At 63.2% G+C, this 15648-nt stretch carries 14 protein-coding genes; 6 read left to right on the plus strand and 8 right to left on the minus strand.

Annotated features, from left to right (window positions below; translation table 11 throughout):
- Positions 1-4: 4 nt before the first annotated feature.
- Entirely contained in the window at positions 5-361 is a 357-nt protein-coding gene (locus tag VXM69_RS12030) for a hypothetical protein (protein WP_367188659.1), read from the plus strand.
- A gap of 180 nt (positions 362-541) precedes the next feature.
- Here the strand turns inward: VXM69_RS12030 and VXM69_RS12035 are convergent, their stop codons facing one another.
- Together VXM69_RS12035 and VXM69_RS12040 are read right to left on the minus strand one after the other, a co-directional pair.
- Positions 542-1201, minus strand: a complete 660-nt coding sequence (locus VXM69_RS12035) for a YdcF family protein (RefSeq protein ID WP_367188660.1) — start codon at positions 1199-1201, stop codon at positions 542-544.
- 230 nt (positions 1202-1431) lie between these two features.
- Positions 1432-2466 carry a rod shape-determining protein gene (locus VXM69_RS12040; protein WP_034189331.1) on the minus strand — a complete coding sequence of 345 codons (1035 nt, stop codon included), beginning with the start codon at positions 2464-2466 and terminating at the stop codon, positions 1432-1434.
- Positions 2467-2736: 270 nt separating this feature from the next.
- On the opposite strand from VXM69_RS12040, the gene VXM69_RS12045 reads away from it, so the two are divergent.
- Positions 2737-5145 carry a patatin-like phospholipase family protein gene (locus VXM69_RS12045; protein WP_175868121.1) on the plus strand — a complete coding sequence of 803 codons (2409 nt, stop codon included), beginning with the start codon at positions 2737-2739 and terminating at the stop codon, positions 5143-5145.
- Positions 5146-5163: 18 nt separating this feature from the next.
- Here the strand turns inward: VXM69_RS12045 and VXM69_RS12050 are convergent, their stop codons facing one another.
- Together VXM69_RS12050 and VXM69_RS12055 are read right to left on the minus strand one after the other, a co-directional pair.
- Positions 5164-6294, minus strand: a complete 1131-nt coding sequence (locus VXM69_RS12050; protein ID WP_034189329.1) for an ATP-binding protein — start codon at positions 6292-6294, stop codon at positions 5164-5166.
- Between the two features lie 64 nt (positions 6295-6358).
- Positions 6359-7069 carry a response regulator gene (locus VXM69_RS12055; RefSeq protein WP_034189512.1) on the minus strand — a complete coding sequence of 237 codons (711 nt, stop codon included), beginning with the start codon at positions 7067-7069 and terminating at the stop codon, positions 6359-6361.
- Between the two features lie 219 nt (positions 7070-7288).
- Here VXM69_RS12055 and VXM69_RS12060 point away from each other — a divergent pair, with 219 nt between their 5' ends.
- Complete coding sequence (locus VXM69_RS12060) at positions 7289-8203, plus strand: glutaminase (protein ID WP_059556833.1); 915 nt, start codon at positions 7289-7291, stop codon at positions 8201-8203.
- 321 nt (positions 8204-8524) lie between these two features.
- Here the strand turns inward: VXM69_RS12060 and VXM69_RS12065 are convergent, their stop codons facing one another.
- Positions 8525-9412, minus strand: coding sequence for a LysR family transcriptional regulator (locus VXM69_RS12065; protein ID WP_338152885.1), 888 nt, complete (start codon positions 9410-9412; stop codon positions 8525-8527).
- A 122-nt stretch (positions 9413-9534) separates the two neighbouring features.
- On the opposite strand from VXM69_RS12065, the gene VXM69_RS12070 reads away from it, so the two are divergent.
- Positions 9535-10635 carry an alkene reductase gene (locus VXM69_RS12070; protein ID WP_367188661.1) on the plus strand — a complete coding sequence of 367 codons (1101 nt, stop codon included), beginning with the start codon at positions 9535-9537 and terminating at the stop codon, positions 10633-10635.
- Positions 10636-10788: 153 nt separating this feature from the next.
- Here the strand turns inward: VXM69_RS12070 and VXM69_RS12075 are convergent.
- Positions 10789-11930, minus strand: a protein-coding gene (locus tag VXM69_RS12075; RefSeq protein ID WP_088578745.1) for an IS3 family transposase whose coding sequence is annotated in 2 segments (ribosomal slippage) — positions 10789-11678 and positions 11678-11930 — 1143 coding nt in all. Because the reading frame shifts where the segments join, the coding sequence is not laid out codon by codon here.
- A 427-nt stretch (positions 11931-12357) separates the two neighbouring features.
- On the opposite strand from VXM69_RS12075, the gene VXM69_RS12080 reads away from it, so the two are divergent.
- Positions 12358-13226 (plus strand): IS5 family transposase gene (locus VXM69_RS12080; RefSeq protein WP_367188662.1). Its coding sequence is split into 2 segments (ribosomal slippage): positions 12358-12706 and positions 12706-13226, totalling 870 coding nucleotides; the frame shifts between segments, so codons are not numbered across the junction.
- A gap of 45 nt (positions 13227-13271) precedes the next feature.
- Here VXM69_RS12080 and VXM69_RS12085 read toward each other — a convergent pair.
- Both VXM69_RS12085 and VXM69_RS12090 read right to left on the minus strand, forming a co-directional pair.
- Entirely contained in the window at positions 13272-13994 is a 723-nt protein-coding gene (locus VXM69_RS12085; RefSeq protein ID WP_226226876.1) for a hypothetical protein, read from the minus strand.
- A 167-nt stretch (positions 13995-14161) separates the two neighbouring features.
- The gene (locus VXM69_RS12090; RefSeq protein WP_367188663.1) at positions 14162-14677 is read right to left on the minus strand and encodes a hypothetical protein; all 516 of its coding nucleotides are present in this window, start codon (positions 14675-14677) and stop codon (positions 14162-14164) included.
- A 188-nt stretch (positions 14678-14865) separates the two neighbouring features.
- Here VXM69_RS12090 and VXM69_RS12095 point away from each other — a divergent pair, with 188 nt between their 5' ends.
- Entirely contained in the window at positions 14866-15495 is a 630-nt protein-coding gene (locus VXM69_RS12095) for an isochorismatase family cysteine hydrolase (protein WP_367188664.1), read from the plus strand.
- Positions 15496-15648 lie beyond the last annotated feature (153 nt).

Raw genomic sequence — 15648 nt, forward strand, 5'->3', positions numbered from 1 at the left:
TGACATGATGGCGGCCCCTGTTTTTCTGCAGCGACTTTCTGGTTTATTTGATTACTACCCTGCTTTTGTCAGACAAGGCTATATCAAACTCAAACCGTTTTCCAGTCGATGTTTACCCATCAGATCAAGGGATAGCGAGCCTGTATTTTTTACCCACCGCAAGATGTCCGGCGACGACGTTACGCATGTTTTTCGTCTTTCCGATTTGATTTTTCGCAAAAATAACGGAATCACCGCATCAGTGAAAACGCTGATGCGCAACTTCGATTCAAGGTATATGAATTCCGCAGCGCAGTATTTTAATTATCGAAATTGTAGAACTGAAAATCAGCGCTTACTTAACAATCAAATAAACCCCTGATTTTCAGGCAATCGGCCAAATTGCTTCGATTTTCGCCCCTGCGTTCAAACTGCAATGCGGATCGTTATCGCTTGCCACGCGGCGAATACATCCCGTGCCGGGGGGAGAGAAAAGGACAGGAAAACCGGAAGAAAAAACGGAACCACGTGCACCCGAAGCGTTCGCCCCGCGGCGCGCGCGTTACGAAAACAGGCTCATCAGATAAAGCATCGGCCGGAACGACCGCGGCTGCGCGTCGGGATTCGCCCACAGCCGCACCGCATACATCGCGTAAGCCGGCACCTCGCGCCAGCTCGAATAGACATCGCGCCACTGGAAGCGATGCGGATACGCGGCGGAGATGTTCGCGCGCGCGATGCCGACGCGCTCGAACGCGAGCCTCGCCCGCGCGAGGTGATAGTACTGGCTGACGATCAGCACGCGCGACACGTGGTGCGCCTGCATGTAAGCGAGCGTGTGTTGCGCGGTCGCGAGCGTGTTGTCGCCCTGGTCGTCGACGGCGATCCGGCCGGCCGGCACGCCGCGCGCGACGAGATAGTCGCGCATGGCCGTCGCCTCGTTCAGCCCGGGACCGTCGATCGCGCCGCTGACCAGGAACGCCGGACACTGCCCCGCGCGGTAACAGCGCACGCCGACTTCGAGCCGGGCCGCGAGCACGGGCTTCGGCGCGCCCGTCTCGTCGAGCGCGTTGCCGAAGATCACGGCGACATCGGCCGGTTCGCCCGGCATGCGCATCCCGTACGCGACGATCGCAATGGCCGCCGCGCCCCAGAGGCACGCAAACACGGCCAGCAGGCGGCCCGCTCTGGCCGCAAGGCTCCGTCTGGTTCGATATTTCAAGGTGGTCGGTCTCTCGGGTCGTCAGGTGTATCGGCCGTTTCGGACGGCCCGGCCCTGGATGGGCGCAACGCGCCGGCACGACACGCTCGCGCATGGCCGCACGGCGAACCGATGCCGGACGATCAGCGGCCGGTCGGCACGATGACCGGCGATACGCGCCGGCAACAGGGAGATCGAAAGAATGTGACGGTCCGCACCGCGCAACGATGCCCGGGCGCCCCTGGCCCGGCTCAATCGACCGGACACATCGACAGCCGCCCCATCGCCTCGCCGGCGCCGCGCACCGCGCAGGTGGCCGGTTCGTCGGCAATCCGCGCGACCAGCCCCGTCTCGTCATACAGCAGGCGTTCGAGGTCGGCGAGCAACGCGCCGCCGCCCGTCAGCACCACGCCGCGATGCGCAATGTCGGTCACGAGTTCGGCCGGCGCGTTTTCCAGCACCGACTTCACCGCGCCGATCACCTGCTTGAGCGGCGCGGCCAGCGCGTCCGCGACGTCGTGGTTGGACAACTCGACCGAGCGCGGCAGGCCGTCGCCGATGCCGCGCCCGACCGCGCGCGTCGACGTGCGCGGCACCGCGCTGGTGGCCGAGCCGATTGTCTTCTTCACGTGCTCGGCCGTCTGCTCGCCGAGCAGCACGCCATACAGGTTACGGACATGATTGACGATCGCCGCGTCGAACTGGCTGCCGCCCACGCGGATCGCCTCGCGGTAGACGATGCCGCCGAGCGCGATCACCGCGACTTCGGTCGTCCCGCCGCCGATGTCGATGACCATCGAGCCGACCGGCTCGGTGACCGGCAGGCCGGCGCCGAGCCCGGCCGCGAGCGACTCCTCGATCAGTTCGACGTCCGATACGCCGGCCGCGAACGCGGCTTCGCGGATCGCGCGGCGCTCGACGGCCGTCGCGTCGGACGGCACGCACAGCGTGACCTCGACACGGCGGCCGAAGCGCGACCGGGTGCGCGACATGTCGATGAAGCTGCGGATCATCTGTTCGGCCGCGTGCGCGTCGGCGATCACGCCATGGCGCATCGGCCGCACGGCTTCGAGATGCCCCGGTTCGCGGCCGAGCAGCGCCTTCGCGAGTTCGCCGACGGCCTCGAGCGTCGGCCGCGCGTCGGTCGCGCCGCCCTTGCGGAAGCAGACGACCGACGGCTGGTTCAGCACCACGCCGCGCTCGTGCGTATAAATCCGCGTACTCGCCGTTCCAGGGTCGATCGCAACGGGTTGCGCAAACAACTTTCCGAACAGCGGTGTCGACATATCAAACCTTTGTGAGCGAACGGGCCGGGACAGCCGCGCCGCATTGTCGCGGCGCGTGCGTGCCGCCCCATCACGAGCTTAGCGGCAAATCGTTCCGATACTTTAGGCAATTCCGATGATTTTTTCGCGGCGAATTTGCCGAAAATGACACTTCGCGGGCATCGGACTCCGAAACGGCCGCTCGCGTTGCGCCTGTAAAACACGGTAATCTCTCGGTCTTGCCTGCTCCCGGCAGGCCTCAGACGCCCGATCACGCCAGGTATTTCCACCATGACAGCGACCGTTTCCTCCCGCTGGGCGCGGGTGCGCCCGCTCTGCACGACGCTCGTCGCCTTCTGGTGCTGCACGGTCGCCGCGCAGCCGCTGCCGGCCACCGAACCCGCCGCCGCCCCGACCGTTACCGCTGCCGCGGGCGCACCGGCGGCGCTGCCCGCCGCGCCCGCTACGCCCGCGAACGCCTGCACGGCCGACGGCGGCCCGGACGGCCGCCCGTCGGTCGGCCTCGTGCTGTCCGGCGGCGGCGCGCGCGGCTACGCGCACCTCGGCGTGCTCAAGGTGCTGGAAGACAACCGGATCCCGATCGACTGCATCGCGGGCACCAGCATGGGCGCCGTGGTCGGCGGCCTGTATGCGAGCGGGATGGCGGCCGGCGAGATGCAGAAGCGGCTGTCGGAGGTCAACCTCGCGGACATCGCGTTCGACGTGACGGACCGCGCGGACCTGCCGCAAACCAGCCGGGAAGACGAACGGCTGTACATCAACGGGCTGACGCTCGGCTTCGGCAAGAAAGGCGTGAAGGCGCCGGTCGGCCTCGTGCAGGGCAACCGGCTGCAGGCGCTGCTCGCGAACTGGACGGCCGCCGTGCCGACCAACCAGCCGTTCGACCGCCTGCCGATCCCGTACCGCGCGGTCGCCACCGACCTGCAGACGGGCCAGATGGTCGTGCTCGACCACGGCTCGCTGCCGCTCGCGATCCGCGCGAGCATGGCGATGCCGGGTCTGTTCGCACCGGCCGAGATCAACGGGCGCGCGCTCGTGGACGGCGGGCTCGTCAGCAACCTGCCCGTCGACACCGCGCGGCAGATGGGTGCGAACGTCGTGATCGCCGTCGACATCGGCTCGCAACTGCGCCCGCTCGACGCGCTTGCGTCGCCCGCCGACGTGATGCAGCAGATGGTGGGCATCCTGATCCGCCAGAACGTGACCGCGCAGCGCAAGCAGCTCGACACGCACGACGTGCTGCTCACGCCCGATCTCGGCGGGCTCGCGTTTACCGATTTCCAGAACGCGAAGCAGGCGATCGCCGCCGGCGCCGCCGCCGCGACCGCCGCGCTGCCGAAACTGCGGCGTTTCGCGCTCACGCCGGAGCAGTACGCCGCCTACCGGTCCGCGCACGCACAGCCGCTGCCGCCGCCGATCCGGATCACGCGCATCGACATCCAGACCAGCGGCGGCGTGCCGAAGCGGGTCGTCAGCAACGCGCTGCACGTGAAGCCCGGCGACACCTACGATCCGCAGACCGTCAGCCAGGACCTGCTCGGCCTCACGACGGGCGGCAATTTCGAGAGCGTCACGCAGCAGATCGTGAGCCACGGCGACGACAACGTGCTCGAGATCAACGCGCGCGAGAAGTACTGGGGGCCGAATTTCCTGCTGTTCGGGCTCGGCATGTCGAGCAGTTCGACCGACGAGGGCGGCTTCCGCCTGCACGTCGGCTACCGGCGGCCGTGGCTCACCGAATCGGGGCTGGAATTCCGCGCCGATACGACGATCGGCAGCGACCTGCAGTCGGCGCGCGTCGAATTCCGCCAGCCGCTGTCGATGGCGTACGGCGTCTACCTGTCGCCGTACGCGGAGTATCAGCGCCGCTACGCGAACCTGTACGACGACACCGGCGACGTGAAGATCACGCAGTACCTGATGCAGACGGCGCGCGCCGGGATCGATTTCGGCCTGCCGATCGCGCGGCTCGGCGATTTCCGGATCGGCATCGGTTACGTGACCGGGCACGGCTCGCCGACCTACAACCTGCCGTTCGACGACGGCAGCGGCCAGAACCTGCTGTGGCCGAGCTTCACGTCCCAGGCGCTGACCGCGCGCGCGCGGTTCGTCATCGATCAGCTCGACGATCCGATGTTCCCCCGCAAGGGCTACTTCGGCGAACTGCGCGTCGAACGCTCGCTGGTGTCGCGCAACGGCCGCTCGGCATCGGCATTCGACGACGGGATCAACAACGCGCCGTACACCGAGATCTACGGCAAGGCGATGATCGCGCAGCAGTTCGGGCGGCACAGCGTCAGCGCGACGATCGAGGGCGGCAAGAGCATCGGCGGCACCAACCTGATCAACGCGTTCAACTTCACGCTCGGCGGCTTCCAGCACCTGTCCGCGTATGCGGCCGACCAGCTGAACGGCAACGAGCTCGCGTACGGTCAGATCACCTACATGAACCAGTTGATGACGTTCAACGCGTCGCCGATCAAGGCGCTGTCGGTCGGCGCCAGCGCGGAAGTCGGCAACGTCTGGTCGAGCGGCCAGCAGATCGGCGGCGGTGCGCTCAAGCAGAGCTATACGTTCTTCACGAGCCTGTCGACCGCGTTCGGGCCCGTCTATATCGGCGTGGCGCTCGCCCCCGGCGGCCGCCGCAACTTCTACCTGCAGCTCGGCCGCACATACTGAGCGCGCGGCGGCGTATCGCTAGACCGGCCAGCTGATCTCGAAGCGCGCGCCGCCGAGCTCGACCGGATCGACGACCGCGATCCGGCCGTTGTGCGCGTGGAGCACCTGCCGCGTGATCGACAGGCCGAGCCCGTAGCCGCCCGTGCGGCGGTCGAGGCGCACGAACGCGTCGAAGATCCGTTCGCGCTCGCTCTCCGGCACGCCGGGGCCGTCGTCCTCGACGAAGATCCCGATGTTGCCGTGCACGAGCGAGAGGCCGACGACGATATGCGATTTCGCGTACTTGCTCGCGTTGCGCAGCAGGTTGCGCATCGCGTACGACATCAGCCGCCGGTCCATCTTCACGCGCAGATCCGACGCGATCGCGATGCGCGCCTCGATCGCGCGCTCCGGATACAGCAGTTGCGCGTCGTGGATCTGGTGTTCGAACCACGCGACCGGCGCGGTCATCTCGAGGTTCGACTGCAGCGAACTGTATTCGAGCCGCGCGAACGTCAGGCTCATGTCGATCAATTCCTCGAGCTCGGTCACGTCCTGCGCGATGCTCTCGAGCGCGCCCTGGTATTCCGCCGCCGAAGCCGGTTCGCGCAGCATTTCGAGCGCGAAACGCACGCGCGCGAGCGGCGTGCGCAGCTCGTGCGAAATGCCGTTCGTCAGATCGCGCTGCGCGGCGATCAGGCGCTCCATGCGCATCGCGAGCGCATTCAGCGTGCGGGCGAGCGGGCCGATGATCACGCTGTGCGATTCGCGCGCGCGCGTGTTGAACCGCCCGCCCGTGAAGTCGATCGCGCGTTCGCGCACCATCACGAGATCCGACCACACCGGCCGCATCCACCGGTACGCCGCCAGGGCGGGCGCCGCGAACACGAACGCGAGCACGATATAGATGTCGCCGGGCAGCGCGTCGAACGCATGCCACACGACCTGCGGCGACAATTCGACGCACAGCGCGAGCGCCGGCACGAGCGCGGTCAGCAGGACGAGGCCGAGCAGATGCAGATAGGTGCGCACGTAGAGGCGCGACCAGCTCGGAATGCGGTCGGCGCGCGTGTCGGTCCACGCGCGGCGGAAATGCAGCCAGCGCCATTTGACGTAGCGCAGCGTCGGCAGCGGCGGTGCATCGGGGTGCGAACGGGTTCGTCGGATCATCGCGGCTCCCGGCCAGCGGGCGCAATGCCCGCGCGGAACGTGACGGCGTCGCGCGCTGGCGGCGTCATTCCCACGCGTGCTTGCTGAATTGATAACCCTTGCTGCGGATCGTCTTGATCCGCTGCGGGTTGCTCGCGTCGTCGCGCAGCTTGCGGCGCAGCTTCGAGATGCGCCCGTCGATCGTGCGGTCGAGGCCGTCGAATTCGACGCCGCGCAGCTGCAGCATCAGGTCGTCGCGGCTGACGACTTCGCCCGCATGGCACACCAGCGCCCACAGCAGGTCGAACTCGGCCGACGTCAGGTCGGGCGTGCTGCCGTCGGGCAGCACGACAGTGCGGTCGGTACGGTCGATCGAGAACTTGCCGAACGCGTAACGCTCCGGCTGCGGCGCGGTGCCTTCGGCCGCGCGCACGGGTGCGCGGCGCAACTGGGCCTTGATCCGCGCGAGCAGGATGCGCGGCTCGACGGGCTTGTGCACGTAGTCGTCCGCGCCGAATTCGAGGCCGAGCAGCTCGTCGAACGGCTCGTCGCGCGCCGTCACCATGATGATCACGCCGTCGTATTGCTTGCGCGCCTCGCGGCAGATTTCGAAGCCGTCCTTGCCCGGCAGGTTCACGTCGAGGATCACGAGATCGGGACGAATGGACAGGATCGCCGGCACCGCGGCGTCGCCATGCAGCACAGTGTCGACCTCGTAGTCGTTCTTGCGCAGGTAGCCGGCGATCAGCGTGGACAGGCGGGTGTCGTCTTCGACGAGCAGGATACGAAAAGACATGGGCAGCGGTCGGATCATCAGGGAAGCCGCGGCGGCACCGGCCGGTGCCGGACGCCGGCCATCGGCCGAAACGTACCGCATGATACTGCGACCGCCGCTTGCCCGTTTGGCGGTCTTGAAAATAAGGGCGCGATGTCGGTTGCGCTTGACGAATCGGCGCCGGGACGGTTCCATACGGGCTCGCCGGAATCCGGGACATGCCTCTACCCGCCTGACTTGATGAATTACCAGCCGATCCTCGAACGCATCCATACCGAACTCGCCCCCTGGATTGGCCAGGGACGAGTTGCCGACTACATTCCCGAACTCGCGAAAGTGCCTGCCGACAAGTTCGGGATGGCCGTCGTGACACTCGACGGAAACGTTTACACGGTCGGCGACGCGCACGAGCGTTTCTCGATCCAGAGCATTTCGAAGCTGTTCGCCTGCACGCTCGCGTTCCAGTTGCTCGGCGACGAACTGTGGGAACGGGTCGGCCGCGAGCCGTCCGGCAACGCGTTCAATTCGCTGGTGCAGCTCGAAAGCGAGCGCGGCAAGCCGCGCAATCCGTTCATCAACGCGGGGGCGCTGGTCGTCACCGACGTGCTGTGCCGCCGCTTCGTCAAGGCCGAAACGGCGCTGGTCGAATTCGTGCGGCGGACGATCGGCGCGAACGACATCAACTACGATTCGCGCGTCGCGCTGTCGGAGTTGCAGCACGCGGAACGCAACCGCGCGATGGCGCATTTCATGGCGAGCTTCGGCAACATGCAGATGCCGCCCGATACGGTGATCGACGCGTATTGCCGCCAGTGCGCGATCACGATGAACTGCGTCGAGCTTGCCAGCGCCGCGCTGTTCCTTGCGAACGGCGGCGTCGCGCCGGTGACGGGCGAGCGGATCGTCGATCCGAGTTCCGCGAAACGGCTGTCGGCGTTGATGCTGACCTGCGGCACTTACGACGCGGCCGGCGATTTCGTGTATCGGGTCGGGTTGCCGGCGAAGAGTGGTGTCGGCGGGGGGATCGTCGCGGTGCTGCCGGGTGAAATGGCCGTGTGCGTGTGGGCGCCGGGGCTGGATGCGAACGGGAACTCGCTGGCGGGGACGCTGGCGCTGGAGTGGCTGACGACTTATACGGGAAGGTCGATTTTTTGACGAGGTGACGTTGGATGTGCCTCATCTGGCGCGACGACAGCAGATTCATATCGGCGCACGCCAGAACGCTCAATGGGGAATTCGGCCATCGGCAGCAATCGACCCATAGCGGACCGACCGCCCACCCGATAGCGGCCATTCGGCCAGTGTTTTACCGATTGTGGGCGGTAGCAACCGGCCCGAGCTTCAGGCTACGCTCGGCAACGCAGTCGATCATCGGTACGTAAGCCAACTCCAGTCCACGCCATGTGAGATGGTCAGACGACGATGACGTCTCCTTGGACGCTTGTGATCGCAATGGTCCCAGCGCCAACGACCAGCCTACCCGGCAGGTGCAAAAGGTGTCTTTGCCAGGCATTCGCTGATGAAAGCTGCAAAGGCGCGTGCTTTCGCAGTCGCCTGGCGTCCTGCTGGATAAACAGCCCAAAGATCAAGTGAGGGGAGCGTCCAATCGCGCAGAACTGTCTCAACGCGATGGAGATCGATCTCCGGCTGGAACATCCACTCCGTAGAGACAGCCAACCCCATGCCTGCAAAAACAGCCTCACGCACCCCCTCGGCTGCGGTAGTGCTGATCATGTTCTTGAGCGTCACAACTTCCGACTTCGCGCCCTTTCTAAAAGTCCATGTTTCTCCTCCACCGCCTTGCGTATAGATAACGGCAGGAAATTTGGGTAGATCACCTGGCCGTTCAGGCGTGCCATGTCGATCGAGATAGTTGGAAGTCGCGACGACCATGCGCCGGGACGTGGCAATCCGCTTTCCCGTTACGGTCATCGACTTTGGGTCTCCCATCCGCAGCGCAATGTCGATGTTCTCCCCGATCAGATCGACGCTACGGTCGTCGAGAATTGCTTCGACTGTGAGTGCAGGATGCGCCTCAAGAAAAGCGGGTAGCAGCGGCATGACGTGTAGCCGGGCAAACGTCACCGTTGCACTGAAGCGCAAGCGTCCTGTCAGTCCAGTCCCGGCTCCAGTTGCAGCGAGGTCCGCTTCGTTTGCTTCGTCAAGCGCGCGCTTCGCCCGCTCGTAAAAACCCTGACCTGCTTCAGTCGGCGTTAGCCCCCGTGTCGAGCGTGAGAGAAGTCGTGTTCCCAGTCGTTCTTCAAGCTGTGCAACAGCTTTTGATATCGACGGCTGACCAACCCTGAGTTGCCGAGCAGCTGCCGAAAAGGAACCCGTTTCAATGATGCGCACGAATGCTTCCATGGTCGCGAATCTGTCCACAGATCATTCTCCATTGGAATGAGTGTTATCAAAAATAACAGTCTACTGCTTTCTCGGGGAATAAATTAACTTACTGACTCAGCACATCAACTCGGTGAGTTTTCATGAGCAAGCTTTTCAGCCCAACCGCAATCGGTCCGTACGAGATTGCCCATCGCGTGGTTCTGGCGCCCCTGACAAGAATGCGCTCCGAGGCGGGCGACGTACCCGGAGACTTGATGGTTCATTACTACCGGCAGCGTGCGAGCAAAGGCGGCTTCATGATCGCCGAAGCATCGCCGGTCTCGAAGCGTGGGATTGCCTACGCCGGCGCACCAGGAATCTATGGCGATCATCAGATCGCGGGATGGCGCAGGGTCACAGATGCCGTACACGCGGCTGGCTCGACCGTCTTTCTGCAGCTTTGGCACAGTGGCCGGCAGTCTCACCCCGATATCATCGACGGCGAAACACCGATCGGCCCATCCGCATTACGCGCCGAAGGCGTTGGTTTCTCGAGGAATGGAGAAATCGAATTCGCGATGCCACGTGCGCTCGAACTTGACGAGATACCGGACCTCATTGGTCAATTTCGTCGGGCATCGGAGCGTGCGATGGAAGCAGGGTTCGACGGCGTCGAGCTGCACTCGGCGAACGGCTATCTTGCCGATCAATTCCTGCAGGACGGCAGCAACATCCGAACCGACGCTTACGGTGGAACAAAAGAGAATCGTGCGCGATTTCTGTTGGAAGTCGTGGAAGCAATGACATCCGTCTGGGGCGGAGACAGAACCGCCGTCCGGCTTTCTCCAAGCGGTAAATTCGGTGGAATGTTCGACAGCGATCCGAAAGCGACCTTCTCCTACGTGACGGAAGCGATGAACCGCTTCGGTCTCGCCTATCTTCACGTCATCGAGCCGCGCATCAAGGGCACCGAGGAAATCGAAGACGACGCTCAACCGATCGCCGCAGCCATGCTGCGGGAAATCTTCAGGGGTTCCGTCATGGCAGCCGGTGGTTTCGACCGCGACAGCGCCGAAGCCATCATTGAGTCCGGTGTTGCTGACACAGTCGCCTTCGGACGCTCCTTCCTCGCAAACCCCGATCTTCCGGAACGATTCCGGAGAGACCTTCCGCTCAATGCCTACGACCGCTCGACGTTCTATGGCGGAGATCACCGCGGCTATCTCGACTATCCCTTTTACGCTGATCTGCTGTCCGCGTAATTTCTTATCACTTGAAAGAGGTCTTATCATGTCACTGCAAGACAAGCTCGACGCATTCCGTGCCAACTTCGAAGCCGGCGGCCCTCCTGACCCTGAACCAGAATTAGTCCCGGTCGGAAGTGGAGATTTCCGGCTTGTGACCCTGAACCAGAATTAGTCCCGGTCGGAAGTGGAGATTTCCGGCTTGGTTGAGTTGTCAGGCGAGGCGGATTCCCTTGCCTGACGGGCGAATTCGGCGGGCGTCATCCACTGCAATGCAGAGTGGGGACGCACCTCGTTATAGTACGTGCGCCAGTCGTCGATTTTGCTCTGCGCGTCGGCCAATGACAAGAACCAATGCGCGTTCAGACATTCTTGCCGGAAGCGCCCGTTGAAGCTTTCGACCTTGGCGTTGTCAGTAGGCGTGCCCGGCCGGCTGAAATCCAGTTCGACGCCATGTTCATACGCCCAGCGATCCATTGCCTTCGAGATGAACTCGCTGCCGTTGTCGACCTTGATCGTGGCAGGGTGCCCGCGCATGGCGGTGATACGCGTCAGCGCTTCGACCACATGCTCTCCCTTCAGGCTTTGTCCAACCTCGATGGCCAGGCATTCCCGTGTGTAGTTGTCGACGACGGTCAGAGTCCGAAGGCGTCGCCCATCGAACAGTGCATCCGCAACGAAATCCATGCTCCAAATTTCGTTGATCGCGGTCACGATATGCTTGGGCTGTCGCAGCCGAGCCGATTTGTTACGTCGTGGTCGCTTATGCCGCAGTGAAAGGCCCTCCGCCCGATACAGCCTGTAGACGCGCTTGCAGTTATCTCGCCAGCCTTCCCGTCGCAGGACCACGTGAACGCGCCGATACCCATAGTGCACGCGCGTGGCGGTGATTTCCTTGATACGCATGAGCAGCGCCGACGAATCGCGCGCAACCGACTGATACCGATACAGCGAACGAGACATGCCAAACAACGCGCAAGTCTTCGTCAGGCTGGTTCGATAGCGATCACGCAATTCATCGATCAACATGCGCCGACGGGCAGGCTTCAGAGCTTTTTTGCGAGTACGTCCTGCAACATGGCCTTGTCCAGGCTCAGGTCCGCCACGAGCCGCTTCAGCTTCGCGTTTTCCTCTTCGAGCTGGCGCAAGCGGCGCAGCTCAGAAGGCCCCAACCCTCCGAATTTCTTCTTCCAGTTGTAGAAAGTCGCCTCGCTTATTCCGAGTTTGCGGCAGATCTCTTCGACCTTCGTACCCAGCTCGGCTTGCTTCAGGGCAAATGCGATCTGCTCTTCCGTAAACTTGCTCGTCTTCATGGCATGGCCTTCGTGTCCGCTTGGACACATCATGCCGAATTTCTCTACTTTTGCACCGGACTATTTCTTGGGTCAGGGTCACCGTTTGGACCTGACGATGATGTTCCGGCGCTGCTCACAGCAGAACTCAATCTGCACGCCCCTGCTGGGGCCAGGTGGGGACACAACAAGGTGAAGGCGTGGCTAGCCGACGTTGTGGTGCCGGCAATGGACGCTCACATGCTTGGCCAGATTGATCCGGCCGGGGAGATGCGCGGATGGTTGTCGGACATTGAGCTGATGCTTGCCCCGCCTCAAATACCGCAGGTCGGTTGAAGTCGCGCGAGTTCTTTGATCTTTAGAGGCCAGTTCAAAAACTCCGGAGAGGGGTTGTTTACTTCCTCGGCAAGCTGTTAACCTTGGGCATCAGAACAAGGGAAGTCCAAGGATGGAAGCGCCAATCATTGACGACGAACTGTGGATACTGATCGAACCATTGCTGCCACCTGCGAAGCTTCGCGCGAAGAGCGATCCTGGTCGTCCGCGCGTGTCCGATCGTGCGGCGCTCAACGGTATCCTGTTCGTGTTCAAAACGGGAATTCGTTGGAACCACTTGCCGACTCGTCTGGGCTTTGGCTCGGGCGCCACTTGCTGGCGGCGATTGAGCGGCTGGCAAAAGGCTGGTGTATGGGACCAACTGCACGAGTTGCTGCTCGACAAGTTGCGTGCGACCGGCCAAATCGATCTGTCATACGCTGCGGTCGATTCGTCGTCCGTGCGCGCCGTTGGGGCGGGCGAAAAACTGGCCCGAACCCCACGGATCGCGCGCGACCCGGTTCCAAGCACCACATCCTCGTAGACGCCAACGGCGTTCCTCTCGTTGCGATCCTGACTGGCGCGAACACCAACGACGTCACGCAGTTGCTGCCGCTCGTTGATGCGATCCCACCCATCCGCGGCGTTCGTGGCCGACCGCTTCAGAAGCCCGGCGTCGTCTACGCCGATCGCGGCTACGATTGCACCCGACATCGTCGCGCGTTGCGCGAACGCGGTATCAAGCCGGTGATCGCCAAGCGCCGGACCGAGCATGGCAGTGGTCTGGGCAAGTATCGTTGGGTGGTCGAACGTACGCATTCCTGGCTCCACAATTTCCGTCGCCTACGCACTCGCTTTGAGCGACGTGCCTACATTCACGAAGCATTCCTGAAACTTGGCTGCTCGCTCATCTGTTGGAACATCTTCCGACGAGCTGAGCAGGGGTTTTTGAACTGGCCTCTTAGGGACGCATCCTTGCGCGCAGTCGGGATGCCCCAATGAAGTCACGCGCGCATGACTGCTACTGGCGGACTACAGCCCGCGTTCTCATCCCGTCGGCAACCCCAACTCATGAAGAATTCGCCTTTCATAGGCGGGCCAGTCCCTCCCCGAGTTTTCAATAGCGAGCTTGGCTAACGGCAGCTCCTGAAACAAGCCGTCGGTGAGTTGGCGGTAATCATGGTACAGGGAAATCAGCCCGTCCAGTCCCACGTACCCCTTGCTCACACAGTAGGGAGCCGCCAGCTTCCAGTTGACCTGATAGTCGGTCCATTCAGGCCCTCGTTCTACGCAGACCCTTCTGATGGCTTCTTCAACGTCTTCCTGCCAGAGGTAAAGGACCAGCGGATTGAGCGGGGTAACGACCGTTGCCAGCTTCCGTATATAGCCGAAAATCAACGCGGTATCAGCCTTCATTAGGAGCAGGTGGGTCAGGTCCCCGTGGAAAAGTTGACCGTCCAATACCGGAATCTCGGCATTTGATAGCGTGTACTCAACGAAGGCGGCCCATCTCGCCAATGCGCGGCCCGCGAGATCCTCTGGTGTTGCGTCCCTCCACGGTTCAAACCAGTGTTCGAGTTCGTCCGTCGCACGCACCGGATGCGGGTCGGTCCTTTCATGGATAGGCACCGCCGGTAGTCCCGCTTCTTGTAGGTGTTTTGCGATGAACCGCATAGCCGTAGACTTGCCTGATCCCATGATGCCCTCGACGATCACCAGCCGATGCACATTAGAAGGTTCTGCGTCGCAGGATTCCGACAGGCTTGACATGGTTCACTCAAGGTCGAGGTTCGTTGAGAGAGCTAACGCCCTAATGTACGGTCCGGATTGTCGACGATTGGCGTGTGGTTGTCGAACGGCCGTTCCTGGCCGGATGCCGCCCGATGCGTTCGACTGTAGCCGACACGAAGCGGACGTTCGCCGAATCGGTGCCACGCTTAACGTGGTTTGCTTGTGCCAAGGAACTGCATCTCACTCAACAACGCGGCGCCAATGCTTGAAGTTTGCACTTCCTTGAAGCCCACCGCCTTGATCCCAGAGCGCTCCTCAGCCTGCAGCACAATGACCGCGGTCTTCTTGCCCGTAGTGCTATCAACGTGAAACGCATACTGCGGAATTTGGATGTTCAGTGGCATACCCACTGATCTTTCGGGGCCCCCAATCAAAAAGGCGGCGCATCCCTTGCTCACGTCTTCCACGCTTGCCGGCCGCTGGCTTACGAAGCACGTCTTGGGCAACTCCGGCCAATTGACATCCTCGGCTAGCGAGGAAGCGCTGGTTAGCCCGCAGGCGAGTGCGATCAATGGGACACGCAACCCGTGCAAGGAGGGCACTGGGAAAGCGACGACAAGAGGAGCAAAAACGCGCATGGCATGGACCGGATGTTGACCTGAGCGAGAGCATAGCGCAATGAACTCAAGCCCTCGTTCATCAGCTCGTTGTGGCAAAAACATCGGATGGCTGATCCTGGCCGAACCCGGTCCTCGCAAGCACCACGGCTGCCCGCCCGCACGATGGACGCCGGGACGGCATGCCGGATTATCTTGCCGGAGTCCCGGCACGTTGGCGTTGTCCGGGTTGGCGACTCGCACGATACGATCGATTTTCTGACACCCCCAGCGGTTACTGGAGAACATCAAGCATGCATCCGGACAACGCACCAGCAATCGTCACGACAGCCTGCACGAACGCCGACGCCTCCGCATCGATTCCCGCGATCGTGCCGTCCCGCACCGCACTGCTCGTCATGCATTACCAGACCGACATCCTCGGCCTCTTTCCGTCGGTCGCGTCCGAACTGCTCGCCAACACGCGCCGGTTGTGCGACGCGGCGCGGGCTGCCGGCGTCGGCGTCTGGTTCGCGAATCTCCGCTTCCGCCCCGGCTATCCGGAAGTCAGCCCGCTCAACAAGAACGGCCAGGGCATCAAGCAGCTTGGCCTGTTCATCAACGACGACGTCTGCCCGGAATTGGGCCGGCAGGCCGACGAACCGCTGATCGTCGCGCACCGCGCCAGCGTGTTCTTCGGCACGGATCTGCAGGCTCGGCTTGCCGCGCGAGGAATCGACTCGCTGATCCTGGTCGGCATCGCGTCGACCGGCGTGATGCTGTCCTCGATCGCCCATGCGAGCGACGCGGATTTCCGCCTCTATACCGTCAAGGACTGCTGCTACGACCCGGACCCGGTGGTTCACGAGCATCTGTTCGCCACCGCGTTCGAATCGCGCACGACGGTGCTGTCGCTCGCCGACGCGTTGCACCTGCTCGCGTAACAAACCGGCGCCTCACCGGGAACCGCCCGCCGCAGGCCGGCTCACTGGGCCGTTCCGATCCCCGCCAGAATGAGGTCGATGCCGACCGGAAATTGCGCGCGCTGCGCCGCGCCGTGACCGGCGGCGACGTGCGCGATCCCGCCCGCGTCGCGC

This window comes from Burkholderia sp. Ed8, assembly GCF_040761425.1.
Classification (GTDB): domain Bacteria; phylum Pseudomonadota; class Gammaproteobacteria; order Burkholderiales; family Burkholderiaceae; genus Burkholderia; species Burkholderia seminalis.

Excerpts from the sequence above, each read along its gene's own strand:
- VXM69_RS12095 (WP_367188664.1), top strand. The coding sequence starts at position 14,866 with ATGCATCCGGACAACGCACCAGCAATCGTCACGACAGCCTGCACGAAC.
- VXM69_RS12055 (WP_034189512.1), bottom strand. The coding sequence starts at position 7,069 with ATGTCTTTTCGTATCCTGCTCGTCGAAGACGACACCCGCCTGTCCACG.
- VXM69_RS12040 (WP_034189331.1), bottom strand. The coding sequence starts at position 2,466 with ATGTCGACACCGCTGTTCGGAAAGTTGTTTGCGCAACCCGTTGCGATC.
- VXM69_RS12030 (WP_367188659.1), top strand. The coding sequence starts at position 5 with ATGATGGCGGCCCCTGTTTTTCTGCAGCGACTTTCTGGTTTATTTGAT.
- VXM69_RS12090 (WP_367188663.1), bottom strand. The coding sequence starts at position 14,677 with ATGTTTTTGCCACAACGAGCTGATGAACGAGGGCTTGAGTTCATTGCG.
- VXM69_RS12060 (WP_059556833.1), top strand. The coding sequence starts at position 7,289 with ATGAATTACCAGCCGATCCTCGAACGCATCCATACCGAACTCGCCCCC.
- VXM69_RS12065 (WP_338152885.1), bottom strand. The coding sequence starts at position 9,412 with ATGGAAGCATTCGTGCGCATCATTGAAACGGGTTCCTTTTCGGCAGCT.
- VXM69_RS12045 (WP_175868121.1), top strand. The coding sequence starts at position 2,737 with ATGACAGCGACCGTTTCCTCCCGCTGGGCGCGGGTGCGCCCGCTCTGC.
- VXM69_RS12070 (WP_367188661.1), top strand. The coding sequence starts at position 9,535 with ATGAGCAAGCTTTTCAGCCCAACCGCAATCGGTCCGTACGAGATTGCC.
- VXM69_RS12085 (WP_226226876.1), bottom strand. The coding sequence starts at position 13,994 with ATGTCAAGCCTGTCGGAATCCTGCGACGCAGAACCTTCTAATGTGCAT.
- VXM69_RS12050 (WP_034189329.1), bottom strand. The coding sequence starts at position 6,294 with ATGATCCGACGAACCCGTTCGCACCCCGATGCACCGCCGCTGCCGACG.